The following is a 23588-nucleotide window of genomic DNA, read 5'->3' as shown; positions in this document are numbered from 1 at the left end:
GGGCGAACGCAGGAAGCCCACCTGAGAAACATCTCCGGCATGCCGTCGGAAGAGATTGAGGATCAAGTCAAATGCGTCACGGAAAAGTTCACCGCAAGCTCAACCGCACGGCCGAGCACCGCAAGGCGATGTTTGCCAACATGGCGGCTTCGCTCATCAAGCATGAGCAGATCGTCACTACGCTGCCAAAGGCGAAAGAGCTTCGTCCGATCGTCGAGAAGCTCGTGACGCTCGGCAAGAAGGGTGGCCTCGCGCTGCGCCGTCAGGCCATCAGCGAGCTGCGTGACCATGATCAGGTCAAGAAGCTCTTCGACGCCCTCGCGGCGCGCTACAAGGACCGCCAGGGCGGCTACACCCGCATCATCAAGGCCGGCTTCCGCTACGGCGACAACGCTCCGATGGCGGTGATCGAGTTCGTCGATCGCGACGTCGATGCCAAGGGCCAGGATTCGGGCCCGGTGCAGGAGAAGGCCGACTCCGAGGCGGCATGATCCGTCACATCACGGCAAGTTTTTCACGGGCGGCGCATTGCGCCGCTCGTTTTGTTTTGGCCGGTTGTCTTGTTCTTAGCTTGAGCGGAGCGTGCATGGCGGCAGCGGGCGCAGAGATCAATTCGCGGTTGCTCGAAGCTGCCGCGCGCGGTGACGCTGCGCAGATCAGCGCTTTGCTGTCGGAGGGCGCGGATATCGAGGCGCGGGATGGCTCCGGCCGCACCGCGCTTCTGCTCGCGACCCAGGGCGATCGTGTCGATGTTGCGCGACGGTTGATTGCCGCCGGCGCCGATGTGAATGCGCGGGATTCGATATCTGATACGCCGTATCTCTATGCCGGTGCGGAAGGGCGCAACGAGATCCTGAAGATGACACTGGCGGCCGGCGCGGACCTTGCCAGCACCAATCGCTACGGCGGTACGGCGCTGATCCCGGCCGCGCATCACGGCCATCCCGAGACAGTTAAAATCCTGCTCGGCACCGCCATCGATATCAATCACGTCAACCGGCTCGGCTGGACCGCCCTCATCGAGGCGGTCATTCTCAGCGATGGCGGGCCGGTTCATACCGAGATCGTGCGTCTGCTGGTGGAAGCCGGTGCGGATGTGAATATCGCGGATCGCGATGGCGTAACCCCGCTCGCCCATGCACGCCGTCGTGGCTATGCGCAGATGGTCGCGATGCTGGAAAAGGCCAGCGCAAAGTAGGGCCCGTTCTGGAAATCGTACGCGGCGCACGGCCTCGTGAAGGCGTTTTCCTGTTCTCCGTATGGCGGTCGTGTCTGCGCCCTCCATATGAAAGAGCACAGCGAAGGAGGCATTCATGAAAATCGATTTGTCCGGCACAACCGCGCTCGTCACCGGCTCGACTAGCGGCATCGGCCACGCCATCGCAAAAGGCCTCGCGTTGGCCGGGGCAGACGTGATCGTCAACGGTCGCGGACAGGCGAAAGTGGATCAGGCCGTTGCCTCTCTCGGTAAGGCTGCAACTTCTGCGAAGGTGAGGGGCGTTGCTGCCGATGTCTCCACAGCGGAGGGCTGCGCCGCACTGGTGAAGGCCGTGCCGAAGGTCGATATCCTCATCAACAATACCGGCATCTTCGAACCGAAACCGTTCTTCGATATTCCCGACGAGGACTGGCACCGCTTTTTCAACGTCAACGTGATGTCGGGCGTCCGGCTGTCGCGCGCTTACATGCCGGGCATGCTGGAGCGCAATTGGGGTCGCATTGTTTTCATCGCCTCCGAATCCGCGATCATGATTCCGAAGGAGATGATCCACTATGGCATGACCAAGACGGCACAACTCTCCATCTCGCGCGGGCTCGCGGAGATGACCAAGGGCACGGCCGTGACGGTAAATGCAGTGATGCCGGGGCCGACGATGTCGGAAGGCGTCGAGACGTTCGTGAAGGATCTCGCGAAGCAGAACGGACAATCGGTGGAGACCGCGGCTGCGGAATTCATCAGGCAGCATCGGCCGTCGTCGCTGATCCAGCGCTTTGCCAGCGTGGACGAGATCGCCAATATGGTGGTCTATGTCGCCTCGCGCGAAGCATCCGTCACCAATGGCGCGGCGCTGCGTGCCGAGGGCGGACTGGTGCCGACCATCGCATGATCGCGGGCAGGTTATTTCGCGAGCATCTTGGTTGAGCCGGTGACGGTCCGGCGCGCGAGGTCGTGACCCAGCCGGATCAAGGGGCGCTCGATGAGTGGCTCTGTGATGAAATAGCTGACGCACAGCGACAAGCTTGTCACCAACAGGAACATCAGGCCAAGGTCGAGCGACGTCGTACGGAGCGCCCAGACGAATGCGAAGTGCACCAGGTAGATCGCGTAGGAATGGCGGCCGATCAGACCCACAAGAGGGTTGGCGATATTGAGAGCCAGCACGGCGAAGGCGAGGAGCGCGAGAACGGCGACCTCGCATGTCCACTGCGAGGCGAGGCAGGCGCCGATCAGCAGGATCGTTCCTTTGGTCGGGCGGTTTTTCAGCTCGATATAATCATAGAGCAGCATTCCGAACCCGAAGCAGATCAACTGGTGCGGCAGCCATGCGTAATAAAAGGCATGCACCAGATGGCTCTGGTTCGCGGGGAGCGTAGCAGCCAGATGCGGCTCCAGAATGGAATCGGCTACGAGCTTGGCGACGATCGTGGTCGCGGCGATGAGTGTGTAGCAGAGGATTGGCCCGTTGCGCTTCCTGAACAGATAGAGAAGAAGCGGGAACAGAGCATAGAACTGCATTTCGACGGCAATGCTCCAGCCGCCGGGCACAACGGAATTGAATGCCGTGACACTCGTCCAGTGCAGGAAAAAGAACGTCAGGGCCACCTTGGATGAGTCGATGCCGTTGGGAGCCCACACCTCCTGATCCGGCGCGGCCGGCAAGATCAGATAGAAGAGGATGGCGGCCCAGAATAGCGGTGCGATCCGAAAGATCCGCCGAAGATAGAACGAGCGCGTCGAGGTCGCATCCACGTTGTCCCCGAACGTCAGCATCATCGTGTAGCCGCTGACGATGAAGAAGAGCTGCACGCCCAGTTTGCCGTAATGCCAGGAGAAGAATCGGAGGTCGGGGATGACGCTGGCCGCCGTGTGGCTGCAGTGGGTGAGAACGACCATTGCGATCGCAAGTCCGCGCAGCAGATCGAGCGATGGATTGCGCCGGATCATGAGGCGCGCTCGCTCGCAGCCGGAAAGCCACAGCCTGCCGTAGCCCGGATTGCGCTGGGCATTGGGCCATCCGAGGTGCGATGTCCTCGGGTTACGATGGTGTCGCGAATTGTCATGGATTGGCTCGAATAGCTCAAAGCCTATCGAACCGGCCATAATTTCAAGTAAATCGAATGCCGTAATTTTGAGGGAGTTAACCAGCGCGGCGAGGCGTCAGCTTTTGCACGCTGCAAAACCCGGACGCTCTCCAACAAGGTAATACCTAAGCGGTGGATGGCCTTATTTGTCACCGGCGTGGCGCTCGCGGGCTCCCTACCAGCCCTCGAGCACGATCTTGCCGATCGACTTGCCGCTTTCGATGGTGGCGTGGGCGCTACGGAGATTGGCGGCATTGATCTTGCCGAACACCTTATCCAGTGTCGTCTTGATCTCGCCGGCATCGATGAGATCGGCGACCCGATCGAGCAGGTGATGCTGAGTGATCATGTCCGGCGTCTGGAAGGTCGAGCGCGTGAACATCGATTCCCAACGCAGCGAGCCTGCCTTGCCCTTGATAAGGGTGGTCTCAAGCGGCGGCGGATCGTCGATCAGGCCGATCACACCCTGAGGCGCAAGGATGTCCGCCATCGCCTTGAAGTGCGGTTCGGTCGCAGTCAGCGATGCGATCCACGCGACCGGCGGCACCTTCAGCTTCTCGATTTGCTCTTTCATCGGCTTGGAGTGATCGACGACATGATGCGCGCCGAGATCGAGACACCATTGGATCGTCTCAGGTCGTGACGCAGTGGCGATCACGGTGAGGCCGGTCAGCTTGCGCGCGAGCTGGATCATGATGGAGCCGACGCCGCCAGCGCCGCCAACGATCAGAAGCGTACGCGTATCGTCCTTGCCCTGTGCGATTCCCATCCGGTCGAACATCAGCTCCCATGCCGTGATCGAGGTCAGGGGGAGGGCGGCAGCTTGCGCAAACGACAGCGTGCGCGGTTTGCGCCCGACGATGCGCTCATCTACCAGATGAAATTCGGAGTTGGTGCCCTGCCGCACGATCGAGCCAGCGTAGAATACTTCATCGCCGGGTTGAAACAGCGTCACCGAAGAGCCGACTGCATCCACCACACCGGCAGCATCGAAGCCCAGCACCTTGGTCTCGCCCGCGGGCGGTGCAGCGCGCATCCTCACCTTGGTGTCGATTGGGTTGACGGACACCGCCTTCACCGCGACGCGGATATCGTGTGGTCCCGGCTCGGGCTTCGGCAACTCGCAATCGACAAGAGAGCGTTCGTCCTCGATCGGCAAGGATTGCTGGTATCCGATGGCCTTCATCTGCATCTCTCCCACGGGCTTGGTGGACCCATAAGAGCCTCATAGACGACATTTGCAAGTACTGCCGGTTATGTGTGATAGTATCATATTGGATACCATCAGATTCCGACACGGAGCAGGCGCGAGGATCGCTCATGAAGCGCAAGGAGAATCACACCGGCATGTGCGCGGTCGAGGTCACGCTCGGGCTGATCGACGGCAAGTGGAAAGGTGTGATCCTGTTTCACTTGCAGGAAGGGCGGCTTCGCTTCGGTGAGTTGCGCAAGAAGATGCCGGGCATCACCCAGCGGATGCTGACCAAGCAGTTGCGGGCGCTGGAAGGCGACGGGCTCATCACCCGTACGATCTATCCCGAGGTGCCGCCGCGAGTGGAATATGCTCTGTCGCAGACGGGTCAGCGCCTTCGCCCGGTGATCGATGCGCTGCGGGCGTGGGGCATTGAGCACAAGGCCAGGCTGGAGGCGGCGCAGGCAGCCTCGCAAAAACCCAAAATCACCCGCAAACGTGCGGCCTGACAGCTTTCCCGGCTCGCATCCTGTGCGCCGCACCTTTATATCAAGGCTCCCTGACAGCGGAATTCGTGCATGACCCTTTCTCGTTCTCTCGGTATCGCCGTCCTCTCGCTTGCGATCCTGGGCGCCGCGCCCGCGATCGCGCAGGAGAGGGTGGTACCGTCGTCGCTTAACCAGTTGCGGCTGTCCTATGCGCCGATCGTGCAGCATGTTCAGCCTGCTGTGGTGAATGTCTACGCCGCGAAGGTCGTGCAGAACCGCAACCCGTTCCTCGACGATCCGATCTTCCGCCGCTTCTTCGGCGTACCGGGTGGCCAGCAGGAGCAGATGCAGCGCTCGCTGGGCTCCGGCGTGCTGGTCGATTCCTCAGGGCTTGTGGTGACGAACAATCACGTCATCGAAGGCGCGGATCAGGTGAAGGTCTCACTTGCCGACAAGCGCGAGTTCGAGGCCGAGATCGTGCTGAAGGATAGCCGCACCGATCTTGCAGTGTTGCGGATCAAAGGCTCGCACGAGAAATTCCCGACGCTGGACCTTGCCAACTCCGATGAACTGCAGGTTGGCGACGTGGTGCTTGCGGTCGGCAATCCGTTTGGTGTCGGCCAGACGGTGACGCACGGCATCGTCTCCGCGCTGGCGCGCACACAGGTCGGGATCACCGATTATCAGTTCTTCATTCAGACTGATGCCGCGATCAATCCCGGCAACTCCGGCGGCGCGCTAACTGATATGTCCGGTAAGCTTGTCGGTCTCAACACCGCGATCTTCTCCCGCTCGGGCGGTTCGCAGGGTATCGGTTTTGCCATTCCCGCCAACATGGTGCGGGTGGTGGTGGCCTCGGCCAAGAGCGGTGGCAAGGCGGTGCGACGCCCGTGGCTGGGCGCTCGGCTGCAGGCGGTGACGCCGGAGATTGCTGAGACGCTCGGCATCGCGCGCCCGAGCGGTGCGTTGGTTGCCAACGTTACGCCGGGCAGCCCGGCGGCGCGCGCGGGCTTCAAGCTGTCCGATCTCGTGGTGAGCATCGATGGCCAGACGGTCGAAGATCCGAATGCGTTCGACTATCGCTTTGCGACGCGCCCGCTCGGCGGCACGGCGCAGATCGATGTGATGCGCGCCGGTAAGACCGTGCGTCTCAGCGTTCCGCTCGAAGTGGCGCCCGATACCGGACGCGACGAGATCGAATTGAAATCGCGCTCGCCATTCCAGGGCGCGCGTGTCGCCAACATTTCTCCGGCGCTGGCCGATGAGTTGCGGCTCGATTCCAATGTCGAGGGCGTTGTCATGATCGATGTGCCGGAGAGTGCGCTCGCCTCGAATGTCGGGTTCCAGAAGGGCGACATCATCACCGGCGTCAACGGCAAGGCGATCACGAAGACAAGCGACCTTGAACGCGCCACCAGTGAACAGGCGCGGCTTTGGCGCATTACCCTGATCCGCGCTGGCCAGCGTATCAACGTGACGCTCGGCGGGTGAGGGCAGGGTCCAAGAGAAGCAGGCAGGTTCTTTCATGAACGCAAAGCGCGCCGCCCCATCTGCGAATCTCTTCGCCGCTGCGGGGCTGGAGCAGGATGCGCCGCGCCCGTTGCCGGAGCGGCTGCGGCCGCGTCAGCTATCCGATGTGGTGGGACAGGATCACATCCTCGGCCCCGACGGTGCGCTGACGCGGATGCTGGAGACGCGCACGCTCGGCTCGCTGGTGTTCTGGGGCCCGCCAGGCACCGGCAAGACCACGGTAGCGCGGCTTCTGGCGGACGCGACCGAACTGCACTTCGAGCAGATTTCGGCGGTGTTTTCTGGCGTGGCCGATCTGAAGAAAGTGTTCGACACCGCCCGCGCACGGCGCGAGACCGGCAAGGGCACGCTCCTGTTCGTCGACGAGGTGCATCGCTTCAATCGCGCACAGCAGGATTCGTTTCTGCCGGTGATGGAAGACGGCACGGTGGTGCTCGTCGGTGCGACGACTGAAAATCCCTCGTTCGAACTCAACGCGGCGTTGCTGTCGCGGGCACGCGTTTTGGTATTTCATTCGCTCGACGATGCGGCGATCGAAAAACTCTATGCGCGCGCGGAAGAGATCGAAGGCCGTCCGCTGCCGCTCGATGCCGACGCGCGGGCCGTGCTGGTGCGGATGGCGGATGGTGACGGCCGTGCAGCGCTGACACTTGTGGAAGAGGTATGGCGTGCCGCACGCGCGAACGAAGTGTTCGATGCCGCGCAGTTGCAGGATATTCTGCAGCGCCGTGCACCGATCTACGATAAATCGGCCGATGGTCATTACAACCTGATCTCCGCGCTGCATAAGTCGGTGCGTGGCTCCGATCCTGACGCTGCGCTCTATTACTTTGCGCGGATGCTCGATGCCGGTGAGGATCCGTTATTCCTCGCGCGTCGCGTGGTGCGGATGGCGGTGGAAGACATCGGCATGGCGGACCCACAAGCGCTGGTTGTCGCCAATGCCGCCAGGGATGCCTATGATTTTCTCGGCTCGCCCGAGGGTGAACTTGCGATTGCGCAGGCCGTCGTCTACGTCGCGACCGCGCCGAAATCGAACGCGGCCTATCGGGCTTTCAGCGCGGCAATGCGTACCGCGAAGGAGGCAGGCTCGCTGCTGCCGCCCAAGCACATCCTCAATGCGCCGACCAAGCTGATGAAGTCCGAGAGCTACGGCGAGGGCTACGAATACGATCACGACACGCCGGAGGGTTTTTCCGGGCAGGATTATTTCCCCGAAGCGCTTGGCCGCAAGACCTTCTACAATCCGCCCGAGCGTGGCTTTGAGCGCGAGATTCGCAAGCGCCTCGATTACTGGGCGAAACTGAGAAAAGATAAATCGTCATGAGCCGCCGCTTTCGTAAACCTCTGGAAAAGAAATCGGTGCGTGACGCCAAGAAGGGCGAACGCGGCGAGAAGCGGGGCGGTAAGCCGACCTTCGCAAAGAAGCCATCGGAGAAGCGCGGCCCCGGGCAGCGTGCATTCGATAGGCCGGATGCGCGCTTTGGCGACCAGAAGCCGCGTCGCCCGGCAAAGGCCTTGCACGAGGCGTTGCCTGAAGTGCGAGAGGAGAAGGTCTCCGCACCTTTGCCGACCAAGGTGCAGACGGTTGTCGTCACCGCCGACGAGAACAACATGCGGGTTGATCGCTTTCTGGAAGCGCACTTTCCGGGGCTGTCGTTCTCTCACATCCAGCGCATCGTCCGGAAAGGCGAACTGCGCGTCAACGGCAAGCGCGCGGACAGCAAGGATCGTCTGAACGAAGGCGACAATGTCCGCATTCCGCCGCTCAAGCTCGATGCGCCGAAGACGGGCGGCAATCTCTCCGAGGCCGGGTCGAAGGTGCTCGACGAACTGCGCAAGATGGTGCTGTTCGAAGACGCCGACGTCATGGTGCTGAACAAGCCAGCGGGCCTGGCCGTGCAGGGCGGCTCCGGCCTCACGCGCCATGTCGACGGCATGCTTGAAGTGATGCGCGATGCCAAGGGCCAGCGGCCGCGGCTGGTGCATCGACTCGACCGCGAGACGTCCGGTTGCCTTCTGATCGCCAAGACGCGCTTTGCCGCCTCGACGCTGACAGGCTCTTTCCGCCATCGCTCGGCGCGCAAGATCTATTGGGCGCTGGTGGCCGGCGTGCCGAAGCCGAAGCAGGGACGGATCTCGACCTACCTTGCCAAGGAGGAGAACGAGGAAGATTCAATCATGCGCATCGCCGCGCATGGCGACGAGGGTGCTGCCCACGCGGTGACGTACTATGCGGTGGTCGAGGCTTCCGCGCAGAAACTTGCCTGGGTGTCGCTGAAACCCGTCACCGGGCGCACGCATCAGTTGCGCGCCCACATGGCGCATATCGGCCATGCCATCGTCGGTGACCCGAAATATTTCAACAAGGAGAACTGGCAGCTTCCCGGCGGGTTGCAGAACAGGCTGCATCTTCTGGCGCGGCGGATCGTTATCCCGCATCCGCGCGGTGGAGTGATCGATGTCACGGCGCCGCTGCCGCCGCACATGCTGCAGTCGTGGAATTTGCTCGGGCTCGAGGCCGACAGGTTCGACCCGATCGAGAACGCGCCGGAGGAATAGGAGTGCTCGATGCGCAGGCTGCCCGTTGTTGTCGTGCTTGGCCTCGCGCTGGTTGGGGAGGGGGCGTTCGCGCAAGATGCGTTGGCGCAAGTCTTCACCGGACCCGGCATGACCCCGGTCATTCCTTATCCGACCGCGCCTCCGCCACCGCCGCCACCCGCGATCACGGTGCCGCAGGTGCCGAAAATGGAATCGCCGCCGCCGTTCGAGCTGCAGAACACGAGGCCCGGCTATGTGAAGCCGGGAAAGCCGCCGGCGCCGGTGCTCAAGCCGCAACGGCAACGGCCCTTGAGCGATCGCGTCGCGCGTTGCCTCGATAAGGGCGCGATGCTCGGCCTCAGCCCCAATGAACGCGCGGCTTATTCCCGAAGCTGCGCCTTGCGATAACGAAAGAAGATCAAGCCATGCGTGAACTGTTCGATGAGGTGGCCGGCCAGTCGCCGCTCGATCCGCAGGAGGCTTCGCGCAAATCCTCGCGTACGCCGCTACGCAAGCGGTTCTATCAGGCGGCCAGCGTCGACGAGATGCCGGAGGGCTTTGCCGTCACGCTCGACGGCAAACCGGTCCGCACGCCGGGCAAGCGGTTGCTGGCCGCTCCGGTTCGGACATTGGCCGACACCATGGCGGCGGAGTGGGGCGCGCAGAAGGAACAGATCGACCCGATGTCGATGCCGATGACGCGGCTTGCCAACAGCGTGATCGACGGTGTCACGGAGAACGCCGTCGCCGTCCGCGACGATGCCGCCCGCTATCTCGGCACGGACCTCCTGTTCTATCGTGCGAGCTTCCCCGAGCAGTTGATTGCCAATCAGACTGAGCATTGGGACCCGGTGCTGCGCTGGGCAGCCGACAATCTTGGCGCACACTTCATCCTCGGCGAGGGCGTGATGCACGTGGCGCAGCCCGCGCGTGCCGTTCAGGCGGCGCAGCAGGCCTTGCCGGAAACGCCTTGGCCCGTCGGCGCTTTTCATATCGTGACCAGCATTACCGGTTCGGCCTTGCTGGCGCTCGCCTTGCAGCACAAGGCGCTGACGGCCGATGCGGTCTGGCAGGCCGCTCACGTCGATGAGGACTGGAACAGCAGGCAATGGGGCGAGGACGACGAGGTGACCCAGCGCCGTGCCATGCGCCGCCGGGATTTCGACGCCGCGGCCGCCGTGCTTGCCGCGATCCCGCGCTGACACGCTCGCGGGGGTTAAGAAGGGATTAACGAGGCGCGGCTAGCGTGGCGCGACGTAGCGGAGCGCCCATGGCCGTCACCATCACCCCGACCACGCCGGTTATTGCCGCGAGCCCTGCCGCGCCCGACGTGGCGCTGCAGCCCGGCAGCGTGATCGACGCCAAGGTGCTGGAGGTGCTCGCGAACGACTTTGTGCGCATCGCTGTCGCATCGCTGTCGATCGAGGTCGCCTCCGAAGTGCCGCTGCAGCCGGGGCAGACCTTGCAACTGGCGGTCTCGCAGACTGCGGATGGCCTGCGGCTGCAGATCGTGCCTCAAGCGGGGAGCAATTCGGCACAAGCCGCCCAGCCTGCCACCGTTCTCAGCCCATCCCTTGCGCCTGACGCGGCCGCATCCGTGGCCGAAAGCAACACGGGTGTCTCCATCACGCGGCCGCTGACGCTGCTCGAGGCGATGGCGGTGGCGAAGGCGATGCAAACGGCAGCCGGAAAGCAGGGCAGCCTGTCTCCGCTGTTTGCCAACCTCACAGTGGCGGCAGGCTCGACCCAGATGCCGGAAGCGTTACAGCAGGCCGCCCACGCGCTGCTCGCAGGCCGCCCGGCACTGAATGAGAATTTGAACGGCGAACACATCGCAGCGGCGTTTCGTCAGTCCGGGCTGTTCCACGAACAATCCGCGCGGCTGGCCGCGACGACACCCAATGCCACGGCCACGCAGACGATGCCTGACCTCAAGGCCGCGCTTGTAGTGTTCAAGCAGATCCTCGGCTCATGGCTTGGTGAAACGTCCGAGCCGCCCGAGCAGGCGCCGTTGCCGGGGCAGTTTGCCCAGCAGGGGCAGGCGCGTGCGCAGGCCACGATCGCGCCACCGCCTTCGTTGCCATCGCCCATGCAGGCGGAAGAGGTTCTTCTGCCGGGCGCGGTGGTGACGGTGACAAGCGAGGTTGAAGTCGAAGACCTCGGCGATCCGGCTTTCCCCACGCGCGATGCATCGTCATCGCTCGTTGGCAAACCCGGCCAAGCGTCGCCTGGCGATGCCGATGCCTTGCAGGCGATCCTGCGTGCGTTTCCCAAGGGCGTTCAGGATGCCGCCGTGGCATTGCTCGCCAGGGAGGGCGCAAGTGTGCGGCCGCCGTTGGCGAGTGGCACGACGACAGCCGGTGATGGTGTGCCGCCGCCATTCCGTGGTGGCGCGCCGTCCGCGCAGCCTGCCGTGCCACCGACGATCAGTCAGGACATGCCGCCCCATGCGGCGGCCCATCGTTTGCTCGACGACACCGATGCCGCTCTCGCGCGCCAGACGCTGTTGCAGATTGCCTCGTTGCCCGATCAGTCCATGCATGCAAAATTCGATCCGGCAGTACGCTGGAATTTCGAGATTCCGTTCGCGACAGCGCAAGGGACTATGGTTGCACAATTTGAAATTGCACGCGATGGCGGTGGTGATGCGGCTGCATCCGAGGCGCCGGAGCGGGTCTGGCGCGCGCGCTTTTCCATCAATCTCGAGCCGGCAGGGCCCGTGCATGCGCAGGTGTCGCTCGCGGGCGAGCGGACATCAGTACGGATGTGGGCGGAGCGCAGCGCCACGGCAGCACGTCTGCGCGCCGAAGCGACGCTGCTCTCGCAAGCCCTGCGCGACGCAGAGTTAACGCCCGGCGATATCGTGATCGGCAGCGGTGCGCCACCGGCGCAACCCGCGCCGAGCGGGCATTTTCTGGATCGCGCGCTATGACGACATCGACAACGCCGATCCAGAATACGCTTGCCGTTGCGCTGCATTACGACCGCAAGGGTGCGCCGCGCGTCGTCGCCAAGGGCAAAGGTGAAATCGCCAGGAAAATCATCGAAGTCGCAGCAGAACATGATGTCGCGATCGAGGAAAACGAGATTCTCGCGGGCGCGCTGTCGAATGTCGAGATCGGTGATGAGATTCCAGCGGAGCTTTATAAAGCTGTCGCAGAAGTCCTGATTTTCGTTTTGCGGCTCTCAGGTCGCGTGCGCTGAGGTTAATTCGGGAACCGTTTCAATTCAGCGTGCGTTCATGCTGCAGCGGTCAACTTGCCGCTGGGGTACAACGAAAGGGATTCAAACATGGAAAGACGCGACTTCCTGAAAATCGCTTTTGGCGTGGCCGCTGGTGCGGTCGTGACCGCAGGCGCAGCCCAGGCGATGCCGCCAGTGGCGCCAGCACCAGCAGGCGGGCCGTTGCCCGAAACCGAGGCGAAACCGGCGGTTGCGACCGCGCAGGACGTCGAGCAGGTCAAAGCGGAGAACGTGCATTGGCGCCGTCGCCATCACCGCCGTCGGCATTGGCACCGTCGCCGTCATTGGCACCGCCGCCGTTATTACTACTGAGTTTAGTGATTTCGAGCGAGTGACTGAAAAGGCGGGGACATTCCCCGCCTTTTGCATGTGGTATCGCGTAGAAACGAAGTCTTAGAGTCTTGGCGCATTCGCTGTCGATGTCTTCGAGTTGCCGCTTTTCGCAGCGGCGCGTGCGACCGCATCGATCTTCGCGGCACTTGCGATGCGCTTCAAATCGGCGAGGGTAAACACCGCCTTCGCGACGCGATCAGCCGCATTGCCGGGCGATAACGTGACATCGAGCAGGCCGTCGCAATTGGCGCTCTTCGCCTCGCTCTCCAGGCGATCGAGCGATCTGTCGGTTTCTGCCTGAATATGTTTCAGAACGGCGACACAACTGCCACGGCCGTTGGAGTCGTTCAGCGCTACCGCAGCCTTCGGATTGATCGGCTGGTTGAGCGCAGCGACCGCGCTGTCAGGTGTGTACTTCTGTTTGACCGAAACGATCTTGCCCTTTTTGTAGAAGTAATAGAGCCGGCCGTCGCCGATCGCGGTCGGTTTGCCATACTTGTCGATCACAAGTTGAATCATATCGCGCTGCGTCGGCTGCTTGTCTTTCGCAAAGCCGAGATCGCGGGTGATATAATAGGCAAAATTACCGCTAGCGGGCGATGTGAAATGCGCCTGCATCGATTCGGCGCCATGCTCCGTTGCGGCTGGGACGTTGAAGGTCATCTCGGACACATAGACGGTGTCCGTATTGCCGAACTTCTGCTGCTTCGCCTGTGGCTTGGCGTTGGGAAAATCCTTGAGATAGCTCTCATAGACGCCGCCGGCCTTTGCGGCATCGTCATCGCTGGAAATACCAATGATGTCCGGATGCAGCTTTCCGGTGAATGCGGTGTCTGGCGTCTGGACCTTGATGTCAAAGCCCATCGCCGTGGTGGCGGCTGCCACCAGTGCTACGCCGGCGAGCATCGTCGATCGCAACATGAATTGCCTCAAATCCTGTAAGCCCGGTTGAAACCCGGCGATTACGCCGAATCTTGCCGGGTGCTGTCAACTGCGCACCTTCAGGATATATTGCGAGCCAACAGGGAGGACGATCAGGATGCCGGTGTCGTTGGAGCGCAAGCGCGCACTTTTCCGCAGTCTGCATGAGGGCGGCTGCTTCGTATTGCCCAATCCGTGGGATATCGGTAGCGCGAGGATGTTCGCCGCGATGGGCTTCAAGGCACTGGCCTCGACGAGCTCGGGCTATGCATGGTCGCGGGGGCGGGCCGACAACTCCATGACCTGCGACGACATTCTCGCGCATCTGACCGAGCTGTGCGCGGCGACCGATCTTCCGGTGAATGCCGATTTCGAGGCCGGTTTTTCGGATACGGCCGAGGGCGTCGCCACCAATGTCCGCCGCTGCATTGGCACTGGCGTTGCGGGGCTTTCGATCGAGGATGCGACGGGTGATGCGCGCAAGCCGCTTTACGACTTTCACGAGGCCGTGGAACGCATGGTCGCCGCCCGTAGTGCGATCGACGCGAGCGGCGCTGACGTCATGCTGATCGGGCGGTGTGAGGGCTTCCTCACCGGTGAAACCGATCTGTCCAAGGTGATCCGTCGCCTTGTCGCTTATTCGGAGGCGGGTGCCGAATGCCTCTACGCGCCGGGGGTGACGCGCCGTGATGCGGTCGCCGAAGTCGTCCGTGCGGTGGCGCCGAAGCCGGTGAATATCCTGATGGGCTCGCCGGGCTTGAGTGTGGCCGAACTCGCGGCACTGGGTGTGCGGCGGATCAGCGTCGGCGGCGCGATGGCGCGGGTGGCATGGGGCGCGGTGGAGCGGTCTGCGCGTGAAATTCTGGAGCAGGGCACGTTCGATTCGTTCGGGCAGGCCGCGAAATACGCCGACCTCAATCATCTGTTCGACATGAAATGAAAAACCCCGCTCCGGCGTGGAGCGGGGTTCACACGCAACGCATCAGGGTACGCCGACGTTACTCGGACGAAGCGCCGCTCGGTGCGTTGCTGCCGGCAGCATTGCCGCCCGGCGAAGGAGCGGCCGCCGGGGGAGCTGGCTGCGGCGTCATCGACGAGCCGGTCGTCTGGCCCGGCCGAGTGTTCGGTGAATTCGGCATCGTCGCCGGTGGTGTCGTGCTCGAGCTGTTCGCCGTCGTTTGGGACGACGGATTCGACGCCATATCACTCGTGCTGTTCAATCCGTAGAGCACAACGCCCAGAATCGCGAGCACAGCTATCGCGAACAGCGCGATCCGGCCGCCGCTTGCAGGGCCTTCCGCGAGTTCGGGATCCGGCTGCAATTCCCGTTCGAGTCGTTCACGCCGCCGCATTGCCGCTTCGGTCGCCTGATCGTTTGGGTCCTGTTCAAAAGCCATGGTTTCATCCTCCTTTTGATGGGCCGTGAAGGTAGAACCACAACAATGGATGCCAGTTCCTGCTTTCGTCGGTGGTTGCGATATGTTTGCGGACGCGGATATTGGGTTCCCGTTGCGGCGAAATGTGCTAACGCAGGGAACCATTTCCGCTCGCATCAATCCTGCCGAGAATCACCATGAAGCTTACGTCTGCCGCGCACGGCACGTTCACGATCGCGCCCACGCCTTTTCACGAAGATGGCCGGATCGATGAAGCCTCGATCGATCGCCTCAGTGAATTTTATGGTGAGGTCGGCTGCGCTGGCGTCACGGTGCTCGGTATTCTCGGTGAGGCGCCGAAGCTCGATGCCGCAGAATCGCTGGCGGTTGCGACACGCTTCATCAAGCGCGCAGGTGACAGACAGGTGATCGTCGGCGTGTCTGCACCGGGTTTTGCCGCGATGCGAGGGCTTGCCCATGCCGCGATGGATGCGGGTGCTGCGGGCGTGATGATCGCGCCGCCGCCGTCGCTTCGTACCGACGACCAGATCGTCACTTACTTCCGCCAGGCGGTGGAGGCGGTTGGCGCCGACGTGCCGTGGGTGCTGCAGGATTATCCGCTGACGCTGTCGGTGGTGATGACGCCTGCCGTGATCAAACGTATCGTGTCGGATAATCCGTCCTGCGTCATGCTCAAGCATGAGGACTGGCCGGGACTCGAGAAGATCACCGCGCTGCGCAACTTCCAGAAGGACGGATCGCTGCGGCCGCTGTCGATCCTCACCGGCAATGGCGGATTGTTTCTCGACTTCGAGATGGAGCGGGGCGCGGATGGTGCCATGACCGGCTACGCCTTCCCGGACATGCTGGTCGACGTGGTGCGGCTGTCGAAAGAGGGCAAGCGCGATGCGGCCCACGATCTGTTCGACGCGCATCTGCCGTTGATCCGTTACGAGCAGCAGCGGGGCGTCGGCCTTGCCGTGCGCAAATATGTTCTGATGAAGCGCGGGCTTCTTCCCTCGGACGCGCAGCGCAAGCCGGCCGCGAACTTGACGGCAGCGGCGCGGGCGGAAGTCGATTATCTGCTGTCGCGGGTGGCGCGGGTCGACAAACGCGCCGCGTTATGAGGTGCGTGTCGCACTGATGCGTCAGGTCTTGAGATGTTGCCGCACGGCGGTGACGGCAGGACCGACCTTTTCGATCGCGGCCGCGAGATCCTGCGGTGAGACATTGAGCCGATAGGCCCAATAGGTCATCGCGGTCTTGTCATTCGTGTCGATGGTGGCAGGGGCGCGGACGCCGACATTGGCGGCTAGCACATCGGCAACCTTCACGAGATGGATCATGGGCGGCCTCCGTCCCGAATTTACGGCAGCGAAGGCCCATCCCGAACCGTGGATTGCGGTTGGCGTTAAGGAACCGTTTCTCTGATGAAGGGTGGCACCCGATAATGAGATGCTGTGTGCGGTGGATCGCGCCTTCATCAACCTCGGCCAGAGTTGAAAATGGCCTGTCTTTCAGAGATAAACGGGCCCAGGCGCTCCTAGCTCAGCTGGATAGAGCATCGGATTTCGATTCCGAGGGTCGGGAGTTCGAATCTCTCGGAGCGCGCCAAAACCGCCGATTGCCCTCTATTGCCGCCGATAACCGCCGAAATTACGCTCCATGCGAAGAGTGCGGGATGGCTGTGCTGACAAAAGCGTAGAAACGGCGGCGTTTGGCGGTGAAAAAGTTCGAATCGCTTCCGGTCGAATGGCGATTTCTGATCCGAAACGAAGCGGAAAAAGTCTCCTGCCGTCTCTCCCGCGTTTCGCAGAGACAAGCGAACTCTGACATCCCGCCTACATGAAGTAAGGTTTGTCACCATCGGTCCCCGGTTTGTTGACGCCGAGATTGCCGCGCAGATGAAGGCTGGGAGAGCGGATGACCTTCACGATCAGGTCGGCCACGCTCTTGCGCGAGACAACAGTGCCCTTGAACGGCGCATCACGCTCGGTCAGCTCGTAGTCGACCTCGTCTTCATCCGTGAGCCAGGCAGGGCGCAGGGTAGTGTAATCGAGCTTCGAGGCTTCGATGGCATCGGCGGCGCGACGGAATGGTTTCAGCTCCTCGCCGATGGTCGCGTTGTTCCACTCGCCGAATTTGCCCGGCACTTCGTCATAGATGCCGAGCGCCAGTACGAAGATCAGCCGCTTCACATTCATGGCCTGCATCGATGCGATCACGCTTCTGGCCTGAGCATCGAGATCCTCACCGGTCAGATTGGCGTAGACGATGTCCCGTTCTTTGATCGCTTCGTCGAGCTTCGCGCGGTCGCGCACATCACCCTGAACGATCGTGGCGTTCGCAGGCGTTTGCGTCAGTTTCTCCGGGCTGCGAGCGAACAGCGTCAGCGCGATATTGGCATCGCTACTCAGCATCGCGACCGCGTGGCGGGCAATCTGACCGCCGGCACCCAGAACAAGAAGTTTCGTCATTTTTCATCCTCGCAAAAATTCGGAGCGGCGCGGAAATCCGACGCCGCTCCGTCGAAAAAGCACACGCTTACTCCGCTGCCTGCGACCGGCTTGCGGCGGTCGCGCCGCCGAGATGCGTCTTGAAGAACGGCACCAGCTTCTCCAGAGCCAGGCGCACCGGCTCAGGCTTGTCGTAGAGATCGTAGTGCGACCAGTCTTCCAGCGAGACGATCTGGCGGTCCTTCGAGGCCGTGGAGCGGCCGTAGATTTCCATGCCGTCGCGATAAGCGCCGAACGCGCCGACCCTCTCACCGATCACGACCATCATCGGCTGGGTCATCAGCATTTCCGCAAAGGCAAATGCATCCCAGCCCAGCGTGTTCTGCGCGTGGCTGAACAGCATCCGCGTCCAGCCGCCGGGCTGTTGGCCGCGCGGCGTCTTGTAGTAATCCGTTGCCTCAAATACGTCTCGCTCGGTCAAGCCGTTCGCTTTCGCGACGTCAGGACTTGCCGGCAGCAGTTCATTGACCTGCAACTCGCCGCCGCGCGCTTCTTTAGTGCGCTGTGCAGCCATCGCATCAAGCGCGCCGAGCGGATCGTAACTGCTGAAACCCTCGCGAAACAGGCGGCCGATATTGACCGGCGTGATCGCGACCACCGCCTTGATGCGCTTTTCGGTGAGCGTGGCGTTGAGTACATAGCCGCCGCCACCGCAGACACCGATGACACCGATCCGGTCGGCATCGACATAGGGCAGCGTCACCGCGTAGTCGATGACATGGCTGATATCCTCGACCCGTTGGGTCGGGTCCTCGATCCAGCGCGGCTCGCCGCCGGATGCGCCCTGGAAGCTCGCGTCATAGGGGATGACGACAAAGCCCTGCTCGGCGAGCGCCTTGCCGTAAACGTTGCCGGAGGTCTGTTCCTTGCAACTGCCGAACGGATGAACGCTGACGATCGCTGGATACTGCTTTTTCTCGTCGAAGTTCGGAGGAAGCAAGGTGTTGGCTGCAATATGCCACGCCATGTCCCGGTTCTTGATCTGAACGGATTTCATGATCTTGTCCTTGTCTGGAGGGCCGGGAGCGCAAGGCGCCCGACGCATGCGCTTCGCGTTATTCGGCCGCCTGCTTCACGGCAGCGCCGGTTAGTTTCTGCCGGAAGAACGGCGCAAGCACCGACACCGCTTCATCGACAAACTTCTGGCCGTCGTAGAGATCCATGTGGTTGGCGCCGTCGACGATGTGGAAGGACTTGTCCGTGCTGGCGGCGCGATCGAACAGGTCGTCGCTCATCCACTTGCTGCCCGCGATGCTGCCGGCCACGATCTGGATCGGTTGGGTCAGATAAACGTCGGCCATGTGATAGGCGTCGTAGGTGATGATCTGGTTCAGGCTGCGTAGCGTCGCGACACCGGGGGCGGTGGCGCATTCGGCGCGTGGCGTGTGGTAATACTCCCAGGCTTGGCGCAATTCCTCGTTCGGCGCGTCCTTCTCCGTCAGCGGCGCGAGCGGCATCGTCGTGTATCCTTTGCCTTCGGCGTCCGAGGTGCGAGCGTTCGAGCCGGCCTCGACCAGCGGCAGCGCATCGATCGACCTGACGGTGTTCTCCCAGCCGTTGCGGAACATCGAACCGATATTGACCGCGCTGACGGTGCCGACCGCCTTGATGCGGCGATCCTGGATCGCGGCGTTGGCGGTGTAGCCGGCACCGGCGCAGATGCCCATCGCGCCGATGCGATCCTTGTCGATGTAAGGCAACATGGCGAGGTAATCGATGGCGGCGCTGACGTCCTCGGTGCTGATGTAGGGGTTTTCAAGCTGGCGCGGCTCGCCGCCACTCTCGCCCTGGTAAGAGCGGTCGAACGCGATGGTGACGAAGCCCTGCGCGGCGAGCTTCTTCGCATAAGTGCCCGCGGTCTGTTCCTTCACGCCGCCGCCGGGATGCGAGACGACGATGGCGGGATAGTTCTTCTTCTCGTCAAAGCCCGCAGGAAAATCGATCACAGCCGACATGGCGATGGTCTTGTTGTTGGAATTGGCGAAGCTGATCTTGCCCATGGTCCGGTTCCTTTCCGTTCACCGTTTCGCGGCCCGTTGCCGCGCTTTTGGGGAAGTCCCCCTTGCTGATGAACGCAATCTAGGTCAGAAATATTGTTCCTATTAGACAGGTAATTTGTCTTGGGCTTATCATTGAGGTGATGAATGCGTCGCGACGAGATTGCCGATCTCGCGGCCTTCGTCGTGGTCGCCGAGGAGCGCAGCTTCACCAAGGCGGCGGCCCGCCTGGGTATGGCGCAATCCGCGCTGAGCCAGATCGTTCGGCGGATCGAGGAACGACTGGGGCTGCGACTGTTATCGCGCACGACGCGCAGCGTGGCGCCGACCGATGCCGGCGAGCGGTTACTCGCGACACTCGGTCCCATGCTGCATGAGCTCGATTCAGCGATCGCCTCACTGAGCGAACTGCGCGATCGACCCTCCGGCACGATCCGGATCACGACCGTCGAACACGCCGCCAAGACTATCCTCGTGCCCGCGATGAAGCGGCTGCTGACCGGCAATCCCGACGTCACGGTGGAGATGACCATCGACTACGGATTGGCAGACGTTGTGGCCGATCGTTTCGACGCCGGCGTTCGTCTCGGCGGCGAGATGGCGAAAGACATGATCGCGATGCGCATCGGTCCCGACATTCCGATGGCGATCGTCGGCGCGCCGGATTACTTCCGCACACATCCCGTTCCGGCATCGCCGGCGCAACTGATCGATCATCGCGCGATCAATCTACGACTGCCGACCTCGGGCACGCTCAATAGCTGGCGGCTGAAGCGCGGCGGCCGCGACGTGCGCGTGCGTGTCGAGGGACCGCTCATCCTCAACACCATCGACCTGATCCTCGATGCCGCGCTCGACGGTCATGGGCTGGCCTATCTGCCGCTGGATCAAGCGCAGAGCTATCTGGATAAAGGCCGGCTGGTGCGGGTACTGAGCAAGTTCACACCCGACCTCCCCGGTTATCACCTCTACTATCCGCACCGCAGGCATGCTTCGTCCGCATTCACGCTACTGGTGGAGACGCTGCGGTTTCGGGCGTGAGAACGATTGTCCGAGGGCTCGCTCCGAATATGATGAACACCCCTTGATGATGGCGGATTCTTTAAAACGACTATCGATTGGCTTTGGGAGGGTCTTAGAGGGCTATGGAGTAGACATAGTTCGCATCATCACCTGAGGCGGTGCGCCATTCCCTCAGATCCGCTTTGGTTGTGAATGCCCCAGGTTGCCCTGCGGAATTGTATCGCGGGGAACGAGGTTGATTTCGAGATGTGGCGGCCCCATCGCTCGAACGTGTTCTGCCACGTTCCGGACGCTGCCCTCGCAGCAATTCGGTGGGAGGAACCGGGCCAGCTTTTGTCTGGAAGGGTGGGGTGGATGTCAGCTTCGCAAAAGCCGATTGTGGTCGGAGAGCGCTTCACGCCACTCGCGACCTTCAGCGGATTGAAACGCGTCCCGTTTTTGGCTGTGTCGCGTAACTCCCTGATGGCGTCCCTTGTGATCGGGCAGGATGCGCTGGCGATCCGCGTCATCCGCCTGCATGTCTTGAGGTTCGAGGATATCGAAGCCGTCAGTTGCGGACAGCGGCTCGGTGTCAGTATTCAGTTTTCGCCGAAACGGGGCATCCGCACATTCTCCGCAAACTTCCGCAGCAAAGACCCGGCGGCGAAAACCGTTCTGAGGAGACTGGCGGCGGCTGGCGTGCTCCTTGACGCCAGCGCGCAGGCGGTATTGCAAGCTGAATGATTGTCCTGAGATAGCAACGGAGTCGCGCCGAGGCACTGCACCCGATATGATGATGACCGCTTGCGGCGATCCGCCTTCCGGCAGCGTTTTGCAGGCGAAGGCGCTTTCGTTTTTTGCAGATTTAAACTCCGTCCCGCGGCATCAAAGTGACTTGCGTTTCCGGGCAGGGATGGCGGCAGGATTTCGATGAAGCGAATTTTGCGGCTGGCTCGTTCGTTTGGTCTTTTCCGATGCCTTTGCCTCGGCCTGCTTGTTTTTCTCCTTGCCGTGCGGCTCGGGGACTCGCGCGTGCTGGATGAGCTTCGGCTCCGCGTCTTCGATATGTATCAAGTACTGCAGCCGCGGCCCGCGGGCGAAAAGCCGGTCAGGATCGTCGATATCGACGAGAAGAGCCTCAGCGAACTTGGCCAGTGGCCATGGCCGCGGACTTATCTGGCCGATCTTGTCACCAGGCTCACCGACCTCGGCGCTGCGGTGGTGGCCTTCGACGTCATCTTCCCGGAGGCCGACAGGCTGTCGCCGGTAGCCGCGTTGAAAACCTTCCGCAGTCTCGACGAGGTGACGCGCGAAAAACTGAGCGAGCTTCCCGACAACGATCGTGTCTTTGCGGAAGCGGTTCACAAGTCCCGCGCCGTGGTTGGCGAATCCGCGCTTTCAACGGCTGTTTCGTCCGAGACATCCGACACCACGATCGGGATCGCGACGTTCGGTGATCCGAAGCCGTTCCTTCTGTCCTATCCCGGGCTGCTGCGAAACATTCCTATTCTGGAGCAGGCGGCGGCAGGGCGCGGCGTCTTCACGATCCAGAATGAACGCGACGGAATCGTCCGGCGCGTGCCGCTGGTGATGGAGGCGCAAGGTCAGATCAGGCCATCGCTTGCCTTCGAGATGCTGCGCGTTGCAACGGGCGCGAGCACCATTTTGATCCGCGCGAGCGAGGCTGGCATCGACAGCGTTGCGATTCCGGGCTTCAGGATCGCAACCGACAAGAACGGGCAGTTCTGGGTGCGCTTCGGTCGTCATGATCCGTCACTTTATATCTCCGCGGCTGACGTTCTTCGCGGCCGTGTCGATCAGGCAGCGCTCAAGGACAAGCTGGTGATTATTGGCACGTCCTCGGTCGGCCTGCTGGATATCAAGACGACGCCGATCGATGCAGCGATGCCGGGCGTCGAGGTGCATGCGCAGATTCTCGAAAGCATGCTGAACGGCGAGATTCTTGCGCGTCCCGATTATGCGCTCGCGCTTGAGCTCATTGCTACGGCGGTGATCGGGATTCTGATTATCATGCTCGCGCCGGTTTTGAGCCCGCTCGTGATGGTCGGTCTCGGTGCGGCCGTTCTGGTGTTGCTGGTCGGCTCATCGTGGCTTTTCTATACGCGGCAAGGCCTGCTGATCGATTTCACCTTTCCGCTGGTGTCGAGCGCGCTCATCTACATGACGCTCACCTTCGCGAACTATTTCAAGGAGCGCTCGCAACGCCGCCGGATCAGGTCCGCGTTCGGACAATATCTCGCACCCGCGCTGGTCGAAGAGCTTGCACGCTCGCCGGAGCGGCTGGTGCTCGGCGGCGAGCAGCGCACCATGACGGTCATGTTCAGCGACGTTCGCGACTTCACCACGATCGCAGAGAGTTACAAGAACGATCCGCAAGGTCTGACGCGGCTGATGAATCGCTTTCTCACGCCGCTCACCAATACAATCATCGCACATAAGGGTACGATCGATAAATACATGGGTGATGCCATCATGGCGTTCTGGAATGCGCCGCTCCATGACGATGCCCATGAGATCAACGCCTGCGCGGCCGGGCTCGATATGCTCGCCTGTCTCAAGGTGGTGAATCGCGAGCGCAAGGCTGAAGCCGCGGCAAGCGGCGCGCCTTATGTGCCAATCCGGATCGGCATCGGGCTCAACACCGGCACGTGCGTTGTCGGCAATATCGGCTCGGAGCTGCGCTTCGACTATTCTGTGCTGGGCGACAGCGTCAATCTTGCCTCGCGCATCGAGGGCCAGTGCAAGACCTACGGCTTGCCGATGGTGATCGGCTCCCGTACCGCGCGGGCGGTCGAGGGTGCTTTCGCCATCGTCGAGATCGACGTCATCGCCGTGAAGGGCAAGGCCGAGCCGGAGACGATCTATGCGGTGCTGGGGCGCGAGAAGACGGAGCGGTACGATAAGGCCCACGACAGTATTGCGGCCATGCTTCGTTGCTATCGTGCCCGCGACTGGGACGGCGCGCTTGTCGCGCTTGAAGCAGGGCGGGGTGCGGATTCCGATGGAGTGTTTTCGGAATTCTATCGGGTCTATGAAAAGCGGATCTTAGCGTTCCGCGATGATCCGCCGCCTGAGGGCTGGAACGGTGTTTTCGTCCTCGAGACGAAATAGCGGTTCGCCAACGC

General features: G+C 62.1%; 25 protein-coding genes and 1 tRNA gene. 19 read left to right on the top strand and 7 right to left on the bottom strand.

What is annotated here, in order from left to right; genetic code table 11:
• Positions 1-71 precede the first annotated feature (71 nt).
• The 3 genes from rplQ to OCA5_RS11570 all read left to right on the top strand — a co-directional run bounded on the left by rplQ (position 72) and on the right by OCA5_RS11570 (position 2108).
• Positions 72-491 (top strand): 50S ribosomal protein L17, encoded by a 420-nt coding sequence (gene rplQ / locus OCA5_RS11580; protein WP_012562859.1) that lies wholly within the window; start codon positions 72-74, stop codon positions 489-491.
• Positions 488-1198 (top strand): ankyrin repeat domain-containing protein, encoded by a 711-nt coding sequence (locus tag OCA5_RS11575; RefSeq protein WP_013913200.1) that lies wholly within the window; start codon positions 488-490, stop codon positions 1196-1198. Before rplQ ends, OCA5_RS11575 begins: the two co-directional genes overlap by 4 nt.
• 115 nt (positions 1199-1313) lie before the next feature.
• Positions 1314-2108, top strand: a complete 795-nt coding sequence (locus tag OCA5_RS11570) for an SDR family NAD(P)-dependent oxidoreductase (RefSeq protein WP_012562861.1) — start codon at positions 1314-1316, stop codon at positions 2106-2108.
• Positions 2109-2119: 11 nt separating this feature from the next.
• Here OCA5_RS11570 and OCA5_RS11565 read toward each other — a convergent pair whose 3' ends face one another.
• Together OCA5_RS11565 and OCA5_RS11560 are read right to left on the bottom strand one after the other, a co-directional pair.
• Positions 2120-3166 carry an acyltransferase family protein gene (locus OCA5_RS11565; RefSeq protein ID WP_012562862.1) on the bottom strand — a complete coding sequence of 349 codons (1047 nt, stop codon included), beginning with the start codon at positions 3164-3166 and terminating at the stop codon, positions 2120-2122.
• Between the two features lie 312 nt (positions 3167-3478).
• Complete coding sequence (locus tag OCA5_RS11560; RefSeq protein ID WP_012562863.1) at positions 3479-4489, bottom strand: zinc-binding alcohol dehydrogenase family protein; 1011 nt, start codon at positions 4487-4489, stop codon at positions 3479-3481.
• 134 nt (positions 4490-4623) lie between these two features.
• Here OCA5_RS11560 and OCA5_RS11555 point away from each other — a divergent pair, with 134 nt between their 5' ends.
• From OCA5_RS11555 to OCA5_RS11515, 9 genes are all read left to right on the top strand, one after another.
• Positions 4624-5004 carry a winged helix-turn-helix transcriptional regulator gene (locus OCA5_RS11555; RefSeq protein WP_012562864.1) on the top strand — a complete coding sequence of 127 codons (381 nt, stop codon included), beginning with the start codon at positions 4624-4626 and terminating at the stop codon, positions 5002-5004.
• Between the two features lie 69 nt (positions 5005-5073).
• The gene (locus tag OCA5_RS11550) at positions 5074-6474 is read left to right on the top strand and encodes a DegQ family serine endoprotease (protein ID WP_012562865.1); all 1401 of its coding nucleotides are present in this window, start codon (positions 5074-5076) and stop codon (positions 6472-6474) included.
• A 34-nt stretch (positions 6475-6508) separates the two neighbouring features.
• Entirely contained in the window at positions 6509-7840 is a 1332-nt protein-coding gene (locus tag OCA5_RS11545) for a replication-associated recombination protein A (protein ID WP_012562866.1), read from the top strand.
• Positions 7837-9075 carry an RluA family pseudouridine synthase gene (locus OCA5_RS11540; RefSeq protein ID WP_012562867.1) on the top strand — a complete coding sequence of 413 codons (1239 nt, stop codon included), beginning with the start codon at positions 7837-7839 and terminating at the stop codon, positions 9073-9075. The genes OCA5_RS11545 and OCA5_RS11540 overlap by 4 nt, the downstream gene beginning before the upstream one ends.
• 9 nt (positions 9076-9084) lie before the next feature.
• Positions 9085-9462, top strand: coding sequence for a hypothetical protein (locus tag OCA5_RS11535; protein ID WP_012562868.1), 378 nt, complete (start codon positions 9085-9087; stop codon positions 9460-9462).
• Positions 9463-9479: 17 nt separating this feature from the next.
• On the top strand, positions 9480-10256 hold the full coding sequence (locus tag OCA5_RS11530) for an ATP12 family chaperone protein (protein WP_012562869.1): 777 nt from the start codon (positions 9480-9482) through the stop codon (positions 10254-10256).
• 68 nt (positions 10257-10324) lie between these two features.
• The gene (fliK, locus tag OCA5_RS11525; protein WP_012562870.1) at positions 10325-11986 is read left to right on the top strand and encodes a flagellar hook-length control protein FliK; all 1662 of its coding nucleotides are present in this window, start codon (positions 10325-10327) and stop codon (positions 11984-11986) included.
• Positions 11983-12258 (top strand): EscU/YscU/HrcU family type III secretion system export apparatus switch protein, encoded by a 276-nt coding sequence (locus OCA5_RS11520; protein ID WP_012562871.1) that lies wholly within the window; start codon positions 11983-11985, stop codon positions 12256-12258. The genes fliK and OCA5_RS11520 overlap by 4 nt, the downstream gene beginning before the upstream one ends.
• Before the next feature lie 87 nt (positions 12259-12345).
• Entirely contained in the window at positions 12346-12609 is a 264-nt protein-coding gene (locus OCA5_RS11515; RefSeq protein WP_012562872.1) for a twin-arginine translocation signal domain-containing protein, read from the top strand.
• A gap of 81 nt (positions 12610-12690) precedes the next feature.
• On the opposite strand, the gene OCA5_RS11510 is transcribed toward OCA5_RS11515, so the two are convergent.
• Positions 12691-13551: a hypothetical protein gene (locus tag OCA5_RS11510; protein ID WP_012562873.1), complete on the bottom strand. Its 861-nt coding sequence runs from the start codon at positions 13549-13551 to the stop codon at positions 12691-12693.
• A 118-nt stretch (positions 13552-13669) separates the two neighbouring features.
• On the opposite strand from OCA5_RS11510, the gene OCA5_RS11505 reads away from it, so the two are divergent.
• The 3 genes from OCA5_RS11505 (at position 13670) to OCA5_RS11495 (ending at position 16054) form a co-directional block, all read left to right on the top strand.
• The gene (locus OCA5_RS11505; protein ID WP_012562874.1) at positions 13670-14491 is read left to right on the top strand and encodes an isocitrate lyase/PEP mutase family protein; all 822 of its coding nucleotides are present in this window, start codon (positions 13670-13672) and stop codon (positions 14489-14491) included.
• Positions 14488-14778: a hypothetical protein gene (locus OCA5_RS19390; protein ID WP_158306803.1), complete on the top strand. Its 291-nt coding sequence runs from the start codon at positions 14488-14490 to the stop codon at positions 14776-14778. The genes OCA5_RS11505 and OCA5_RS19390 overlap by 4 nt, the downstream gene beginning before the upstream one ends.
• Before the next feature lie 346 nt (positions 14779-15124).
• A complete protein-coding gene (locus OCA5_RS11495) occupies positions 15125-16054 on the top strand; it encodes a dihydrodipicolinate synthase family protein (protein ID WP_012562876.1) in 930 nt (309 codons plus the stop codon).
• Between the two features lie 21 nt (positions 16055-16075).
• Here OCA5_RS11495 and OCA5_RS11490 read toward each other — a convergent pair whose 3' ends face one another.
• Positions 16076-16273 carry a DUF3606 domain-containing protein gene (locus OCA5_RS11490; RefSeq protein WP_012562877.1) on the bottom strand — a complete coding sequence of 66 codons (198 nt, stop codon included), beginning with the start codon at positions 16271-16273 and terminating at the stop codon, positions 16076-16078.
• Between the two features lie 191 nt (positions 16274-16464).
• On the opposite strand from OCA5_RS11490, the gene OCA5_RS11485 reads away from it, so the two are divergent.
• Positions 16465-16541 (top strand) — tRNA-Arg (locus OCA5_RS11485).
• A gap of 227 nt (positions 16542-16768) precedes the next feature.
• Here OCA5_RS11485 and OCA5_RS11480 read toward each other — a convergent pair.
• The 3 genes from OCA5_RS11480 to OCA5_RS11470 all read right to left on the bottom strand — a co-directional run bounded on the left by OCA5_RS11480 (position 16769) and on the right by OCA5_RS11470 (position 19443).
• Positions 16769-17404, bottom strand: coding sequence for an SDR family oxidoreductase (locus OCA5_RS11480; RefSeq protein ID WP_012562878.1), 636 nt, complete (start codon positions 17402-17404; stop codon positions 16769-16771).
• Positions 17405-17471: 67 nt separating this feature from the next.
• Positions 17472-18440 carry an alpha/beta hydrolase gene (locus OCA5_RS11475; protein WP_012562879.1) on the bottom strand — a complete coding sequence of 323 codons (969 nt, stop codon included), beginning with the start codon at positions 18438-18440 and terminating at the stop codon, positions 17472-17474.
• A 58-nt stretch (positions 18441-18498) separates the two neighbouring features.
• Positions 18499-19443 (bottom strand): alpha/beta hydrolase, encoded by a 945-nt coding sequence (locus tag OCA5_RS11470; protein ID WP_012562880.1) that lies wholly within the window; start codon positions 19441-19443, stop codon positions 18499-18501.
• Positions 19444-19587: 144 nt separating this feature from the next.
• Between OCA5_RS11470 and OCA5_RS11465 the strand changes: the two genes are divergently transcribed.
• The 3 genes from OCA5_RS11465 to OCA5_RS11455 all read left to right on the top strand — a co-directional run bounded on the left by OCA5_RS11465 (position 19588) and on the right by OCA5_RS11455 (position 23574).
• Entirely contained in the window at positions 19588-20481 is an 894-nt protein-coding gene (locus OCA5_RS11465) for a LysR family transcriptional regulator (RefSeq protein WP_012562881.1), read from the top strand.
• Between the two features lie 174 nt (positions 20482-20655).
• Positions 20656-21186, top strand: coding sequence for a hypothetical protein (locus OCA5_RS11460; RefSeq protein ID WP_244396172.1), 531 nt, complete (start codon positions 20656-20658; stop codon positions 21184-21186).
• 186 nt (positions 21187-21372) lie between these two features.
• On the top strand, positions 21373-23574 hold the full coding sequence (locus OCA5_RS11455; protein WP_012562883.1) for a CHASE2 domain-containing protein: 2202 nt from the start codon (positions 21373-21375) through the stop codon (positions 23572-23574).
• The last annotated feature ends 14 nt before the right edge of the window (positions 23575-23588 follow it).

Source organism: Afipia carboxidovorans OM5 (assembly GCF_000218565.1).
GTDB classification, from domain to species: domain Bacteria; phylum Pseudomonadota; class Alphaproteobacteria; order Rhizobiales; family Xanthobacteraceae; genus Afipia; species Afipia carboxidovorans.
The sequence above is the reverse complement of the archived record's forward strand: the minus strand, read 5'-3'. Positions and strand labels throughout refer to the sequence as shown.

Coding starts and splice junctions, on each gene's coding strand:
- rplQ (WP_012562859.1), top strand. CDS start 72: ATGCGTCACGGAAAAGTTCACCGCAAGCTCAACCGCACGGCCGAGCAC.
- OCA5_RS11575 (WP_013913200.1), top strand. CDS start 488: ATGATCCGTCACATCACGGCAAGTTTTTCACGGGCGGCGCATTGCGCC.
- OCA5_RS11570 (WP_012562861.1), top strand. CDS start 1,314: ATGAAAATCGATTTGTCCGGCACAACCGCGCTCGTCACCGGCTCGACT.
- OCA5_RS11565 (WP_012562862.1), bottom strand. CDS start 3,166: ATGATCCGGCGCAATCCATCGCTCGATCTGCTGCGCGGACTTGCGATC.
- OCA5_RS11560 (WP_012562863.1), bottom strand. CDS start 4,489: ATGAAGGCCATCGGATACCAGCAATCCTTGCCGATCGAGGACGAACGC.
- OCA5_RS11555 (WP_012562864.1), top strand. CDS start 4,624: ATGAAGCGCAAGGAGAATCACACCGGCATGTGCGCGGTCGAGGTCACG.
- OCA5_RS11550 (WP_012562865.1), top strand. CDS start 5,074: ATGACCCTTTCTCGTTCTCTCGGTATCGCCGTCCTCTCGCTTGCGATC.
- OCA5_RS11545 (WP_012562866.1), top strand. CDS start 6,509: ATGAACGCAAAGCGCGCCGCCCCATCTGCGAATCTCTTCGCCGCTGCG.
- OCA5_RS11540 (WP_012562867.1), top strand. CDS start 7,837: ATGAGCCGCCGCTTTCGTAAACCTCTGGAAAAGAAATCGGTGCGTGAC.
- OCA5_RS11535 (WP_012562868.1), top strand. CDS start 9,085: ATGCGCAGGCTGCCCGTTGTTGTCGTGCTTGGCCTCGCGCTGGTTGGG.
- OCA5_RS11530 (WP_012562869.1), top strand. CDS start 9,480: ATGCGTGAACTGTTCGATGAGGTGGCCGGCCAGTCGCCGCTCGATCCG.
- fliK (WP_012562870.1), top strand. CDS start 10,325: ATGGCCGTCACCATCACCCCGACCACGCCGGTTATTGCCGCGAGCCCT.
- OCA5_RS11520 (WP_012562871.1), top strand. CDS start 11,983: ATGACGACATCGACAACGCCGATCCAGAATACGCTTGCCGTTGCGCTG.
- OCA5_RS11515 (WP_012562872.1), top strand. CDS start 12,346: ATGGAAAGACGCGACTTCCTGAAAATCGCTTTTGGCGTGGCCGCTGGT.
- OCA5_RS11510 (WP_012562873.1), bottom strand. CDS start 13,551: ATGTTGCGATCGACGATGCTCGCCGGCGTAGCACTGGTGGCAGCCGCC.
- OCA5_RS11505 (WP_012562874.1), top strand. CDS start 13,670: ATGCCGGTGTCGTTGGAGCGCAAGCGCGCACTTTTCCGCAGTCTGCAT.
- OCA5_RS19390 (WP_158306803.1), top strand. CDS start 14,488: ATGAAAAACCCCGCTCCGGCGTGGAGCGGGGTTCACACGCAACGCATC.
- OCA5_RS11495 (WP_012562876.1), top strand. CDS start 15,125: ATGAAGCTTACGTCTGCCGCGCACGGCACGTTCACGATCGCGCCCACG.
- OCA5_RS11490 (WP_012562877.1), bottom strand. CDS start 16,273: ATGATCCATCTCGTGAAGGTTGCCGATGTGCTAGCCGCCAATGTCGGC.
- OCA5_RS11480 (WP_012562878.1), bottom strand. CDS start 17,404: ATGACGAAACTTCTTGTTCTGGGTGCCGGCGGTCAGATTGCCCGCCAC.
- OCA5_RS11475 (WP_012562879.1), bottom strand. CDS start 18,440: ATGAAATCCGTTCAGATCAAGAACCGGGACATGGCGTGGCATATTGCA.
- OCA5_RS11470 (WP_012562880.1), bottom strand. CDS start 19,443: ATGGGCAAGATCAGCTTCGCCAATTCCAACAACAAGACCATCGCCATG.
- OCA5_RS11465 (WP_012562881.1), top strand. CDS start 19,588: ATGCGTCGCGACGAGATTGCCGATCTCGCGGCCTTCGTCGTGGTCGCC.
- OCA5_RS11460 (WP_244396172.1), top strand. CDS start 20,656: ATGCCCCAGGTTGCCCTGCGGAATTGTATCGCGGGGAACGAGGTTGAT.
- OCA5_RS11455 (WP_012562883.1), top strand. CDS start 21,373: ATGAAGCGAATTTTGCGGCTGGCTCGTTCGTTTGGTCTTTTCCGATGC.